Origin of the sequence: Dactylosporangium sp. NPDC005572 (assembly GCF_040605515.1) — a bacterium.
GTDB lineage: Bacteria > Actinomycetota > Actinomycetes > Mycobacteriales > Micromonosporaceae > Dactylosporangium.
Map to the genome: position 1 here is coordinate 9,087 of NZ_JBEXCY010000275.1, position 4,723 is coordinate 13,809.

At 73.7% G+C, this 4,723-nt stretch carries 5 protein-coding genes; 2 read left to right on the top strand and 3 right to left on the bottom strand.

The genetic code is table 11. The annotated features are described in order from the left end of the window. Window positions 1-88 precede the first annotated feature (88 nt). The 3 genes from ABZS66_RS55820 to ABZS66_RS55830 all read right to left on the bottom strand — a co-directional run bounded on the left by ABZS66_RS55820 (window position 89) and on the right by ABZS66_RS55830 (window position 3,033). Entirely contained in the window at window positions 89-1,345 is a 1,257-nt protein-coding gene (locus tag ABZS66_RS55820) for a M48 family metallopeptidase (RefSeq protein ID WP_354772152.1), read from the bottom strand. A 9-nt stretch (window positions 1,346-1,354) separates the two neighbouring features. After that, window positions 1,355-1,585 (bottom strand): hypothetical protein, encoded by a 231-nt coding sequence (locus ABZS66_RS55825; RefSeq protein WP_354772154.1) that lies wholly within the window; start codon window positions 1,583-1,585, stop codon window positions 1,355-1,357. A gap of 71 nt (window positions 1,586-1,656) precedes the next feature. Then, window positions 1,657-3,033, bottom strand: coding sequence for an NYN domain-containing protein (locus tag ABZS66_RS55830; protein WP_354772156.1), 1,377 nt, complete (start codon window positions 3,031-3,033; stop codon window positions 1,657-1,659). Between the two features lie 142 nt (window positions 3,034-3,175). On the opposite strand from ABZS66_RS55830, the gene ABZS66_RS55835 reads away from it, so the two are divergent. Then, the gene (locus ABZS66_RS55835; RefSeq protein WP_354772158.1) at window positions 3,176-4,111 is read left to right on the top strand and encodes a GAF domain-containing protein; all 936 of its coding nucleotides are present in this window, start codon (window positions 3,176-3,178) and stop codon (window positions 4,109-4,111) included. A 36-nt stretch (window positions 4,112-4,147) separates the two neighbouring features. Next, window positions 4,148-4,723: exonuclease domain-containing protein (locus ABZS66_RS55840; protein WP_354772160.1), on the top strand; the 576-nt coding region annotated here is incomplete at its 3' end.

Here is a 4,723-nt window from a genome sequence, read left to right on the forward strand (position 1 = left end):
CGAGACAGGGCCGCCGCGCGAGACAGGGCCGCCGCGCGAGACAGGGCCGCCGCGCGGGGCGAGGCCGCCAGGCGGGGTGCGGAACGGGTCATCGGGCGCCGCGGGCGTAGGCGCGGGCCGCCGCCATGCGTTCGACCGTCGTCGGGTGGGAGCCGAACAGGAACTGCTCGACCGGGTTGGGGTCGGGGTCGCCCAGGTTGACCTGGGACAGCCGGGACTGCATGGCCTCGAAGCCCGCCGGGTCGCCCGTCAGCTCCAAGGCGTGCTGGTCGGCCCGGGCCTCGACGCGCCGCGACACGAACGACTGCAGCGGGCCCGCGAACAGCCCGGCCACCGCGGCCACCGCGAGCAGCAGGGCGACGGCCCGCGGCTCGGCGATGGAGTCGACCCGGGCCAGGCGTAAGAGGCCGGCCCAGGAGCCCAGCAGGTACAGCGCGCAGACCGCCGCCGCGGCGCCCAGCGCGCCCAGCAGCGTGCCGGTGAACACGTCGTTGTCCTTGGCGTGGCCGAGCTCGTGGGCGACGACCGACTCGACCTCGGCCGGCGGCGCCTCCTTGAGCAGCGTGTCGTACACGACGATGCGGCGGGTCGGGCCGAACCCGGACACGTAGGCGTTGACCGCCCGCGTGCGGCGGGAGGCGTCGGCGATGAGCACGTCGCGGACGGGCACGCCGTCGCGCTCGGCCATCGCCATGAGCCGGGTGCGCTGCTCGCCCTCCGGCATCGGGGTGAACTTGTTGAAGATCGGCTCCACGAGCACCGGGAACACGAACGTGAGCAGCACGGTGAGGGCGGCCGCGCCGGCCGCGCCCCAGGCCCACCACCAGCGCGGGGCGAAATGGGTGACGGTGAAGAAGCCGACGAGCACGATGGCGCCGATGACGGCGCCCACCGCGTAGCCCTTGAGGACGTCGACGGTCCACGCCCCCCAGTCCTGGGTGGACAGCCCGTAGCGCCGCAGGATGGACTGGCGCCAGGCGGCGATCGGCAGGGCGACGACCTCGCCGACGAACACCACGGCCAGGCCGCCGAGCAGGGCCCGGCCCAGCCAGTGGCCGTTGAACGGGCGGCCGGCCTGCTCGACGATCCACGCGCCGGCCGGCGTGAGGCCGAGCAGCAGGGCGACGACCAGGCCGAGCGCCATCGAGAGATACATGGAAGGACGCAGCGCGCCGCGGAACTCCCGCCCCTTGGCGACCGCGTCGGCCGGCAGCGTCGCGAGCGCGTCCAGCTGGTCGGCGCGCGGCGCGGGCGGCGCCGTCAGCGGCACCCGCAGCAGCGCGACCACGGCCGCGGCGAGGACGAGCACGACCAGGGTGGTCGCGGCCCACTGCCGAGAAGTCATCGCGTCAGCTTATGCCGCGCGCCGGCGCCGGGGCCGCCGCGGTGTGTCACCGGCGCCGGCCTCCACGTGGGTGGGCTCCAGCACGGTGACCTCGAAGCCGGCCAGCTCGAACACCTCGATGGCCCGGACCTCGGCCGCGGCGAGCTGGTGGATCGCCGGTGGGGTGTCGAGCAGCAGGGTCACCACGCATCCGCTGCAGGCGTTGCCGCGGACCGAGCAGCTGTCGCAGTCGACGAGCATCGCTCCTCCTCCGTATGTCGGGGCAACACACACGGTAGAGGTGGGGTACGACAAAAACGGATATCCGCAGGTCAGGAGCGTGACAGGCGGCGCAGGAGGGTGTCGGACGCCAGCGGGTACGCCCCGTGGCGGCGCACCCCGTCGGCAACCTCCTTGTCGGAGGAGATCACCACGATCGGCCGGCCCGCCGGCTCGGCCCGGACCAGGCGCCGGATCAGCTCGTCGGCGGTCTCGCCCTTGCGGGAGAAGAGCACGCGCACCCCGCGCGGTGCCGGTGGCAGCCCGTGGACCCGCTCGGCGCCGTCGAACACCACCGTGACCTCGGCCCGGGTCTGCGCGGCCAGCCCGCCGACGCCCGCAATGAGCCGGTTGCGCTGCTGCTCCAGCGAGATCTCGGCGTACCCCTTCTTGGTCACGTTGTAGCCGTCGACGATCAGGTGCGCCTTCGGCAGGCCGAGGAGCTGGTCGAGGCGGGCCGGGTCGTCGGCGTCGAGGGCCCGGGCCGCGGCGCCGGCGCCGCTCTCCGGGCGGTCGGCCGAGGCGTCGGCCACGAAGTCGGCGGGGAGCTTGTCGGTCGGGTCGAGGGCCAGCTCGCGGCGCAGGCCGACGGCCGCCTGACCGATCGTCTCCAGCAGCAGCCAGAGGCGGGCGTCGTCGACCGCGCGGGCGTCCTTGGCGCTCTGCCGCTGGGCACCCGCCGCCGTCTCGGCCTCGGCCAGCTTGGCGCGCAGGCGGCGCAGCTCGGCGTCGTGGTCGGCGGTGGCGCGGCCGGCCCGGCCCTTCTCGGCCGACAGCATGTCGGTGGCCTTGCGCTCGCGGGCCTGGGTCTCGCGCAGCGTCTTGCCGAGCGAGCGGACCTCCTCGCGCAGCCCCGCCGCCTCGTCGCGGAGCCGGGCCAGCTCGTCGCGCAGCTTGTCGGCCTCGACGCGGGCCACCGCCCGGTCGTGCTCGGCGCGGGCGAGCCGGTGCTCGACGTCGCGGATCCGGTCGGCCGCCACGGCGTTCTCGGCGTCCGCCCGGACGGACTCGGTGGCGTCGGCGATCAGGGACCGCCAGCCGTCGGGGCGGGCCAGGTAGGCCAGCGCGGCGACCTCGACCGGGTCGGCGGCGGCCGGTGCCGCCCCCTCCAGGATCGAGGCGCCCAGGTCGCCGGCGTCGTTGACCACCCGGGTGGCGAGCCGCTGCCGCAGCAGCGGGTCGCCGGCGAGCTGCATGGCGATGACCGGCCCACCGAGGCGGGCCCGGCGGTTGGGGGCGAACTTCGCCACCCGCCGCAACGGCATCGGGAGCTCATCCAGTGGTACCCCGGTGATCGCCCCGGCGGCGAGCGCGATCACGCGCTGGCGGACGGTCTCCGGAAGAACCGGTTCGAGCTGATCATCCGCAGGCTGCGCAGACGTCACCGCGGCCTCGGTGGTGAGGTCGTCGGGGTCGTCGTGCACGGACATCAGTCCAGTGTCGCATTGTCGACCAGATTCGCCCGGGATGGAGTCGGAGACGGCCGCCTTCCCTCGAACGGCTAAAAGCTGACATATCCTGGTTTAGCCCTATTGAGTGACCGGCAGGGGAGGCGGAGAAATGGCCGTTCCGGTGCCTCACAACGAAACCGAACGGATCAACGCCCTGCACGCGATGGCCGTCCTGGACACACCACCCGAGACCGATTTCGACGACATCGTCCGGATCGCCGGCGAGATCTGCGGCGCACCGATCTCGCTGGTCACGCTGATCGACACCGGGCGGCAGTGGTTCAAGGCCAAGTTCGGCGACCTCCCGGGCTCGGAGACGCCCCGCGAGGTGGCCTTCTGCGCCCACGCGATCATGGGCCGCGACCTCATGGTGGTGCCCGACACGACCGCCGACGCGCGGTTCGCCGACAACCCGTTCGTGCGGTGCACGGACGGCATCCGGTTCTACGCCGGGGCCCCGCTGCTGACCAGCGCAGGCGCCGCGCTCGGCACGCTGTGCGTCCTCGACCACGCCCCGCACCGGCTCAGCCTCGACCAGATGCGCGGCCTGCGGGCCCTCGCGCACCAGGTCACCGAGCTGATGGAGCTGCGCCTCCCGGTCGTCGCCGACGAGCTGGACGGCATCCCCGACCCGCGCACGGTCGACCTGGCCTACCTGACCGAGGCGCGGATCCGGGAGCTGCGCTGCATCGCCGACGCCCGCAACACCGCGATCACGCTCGCGCTGAAGGACGACGGTGCGGTACACGGGGATCCCGCGAAACTGTCGCGGGCGCTGGACTATGTCGTCTTCACCGCGCTGAAGACGACGCCCGCGGGTGGCCGGGTCGCGGTGCGGGTGCTCGGCCTGCCGCCGCCGACGATCGAGATCGCCCACGCCGGCGGCTCGACCGTGCCGGAGTGGCAGGCGGACCTCGCCGGCCGTCGCCCGGCCGACGAGCCGGTACCACGGGCGGTCGCCGGCATCCTGCGAGCTCACGGCGTCACGGTGGCCTCGAGGCCGGCCGACGGCGGCGCGCCGGACGTGCGATTCGAGCTGCGTTTCCCGTCCCGCTGAGGATTTTTTGTCAGACCCTGTGCGTAGTGTGCGGCCGTGCCCGACTACCACCAGGAAACGCTCGATGCACTGTTCGACGATCCGCGCGCCGCGACGCTGTTCTCGAGCACGTTCGTCGTGGTCGACCTGGAGACGACGGGCGGCGCGCCGGACGGCGGCGGCATCACCGAGATCGGCGCGGTCAAGATCCGCGGCGGCGAGCTCCTGGGCGAGTTCGGCACGCTGGTCAACCCCGAGGAGCAGCTGCCCGCGTTCATCACGGTGCTGACCGGCATCACCGAGGTGATGCTGCTGGAGGCGCCGAAGATCGACACGGTCCTGCCCGCGTTCCTGGAGTTCGCCGCCGGCGCGGTCTGGGTGGCCCACAACGCGCCCTACGACGTCGGCTTCCTCAAGGCCGCCTGCGCCAAGCACGGCTACGCGTGGCCCAAGCCGCTCGTGCTCGACACCGCCGCCATCGCCCGGCGGGCCCTCATCGCCGACGAGGTGCCCAACCACAAGCTCTCGACGCTGGCCCGGCACTTCCGCGCGGCCACCCAGCCGGTCCACCGCGCCCTCGACGACGCCCGGGCGACCGTCGACGTGCTGCACGGCCTGATCGCCCGGCTGGGC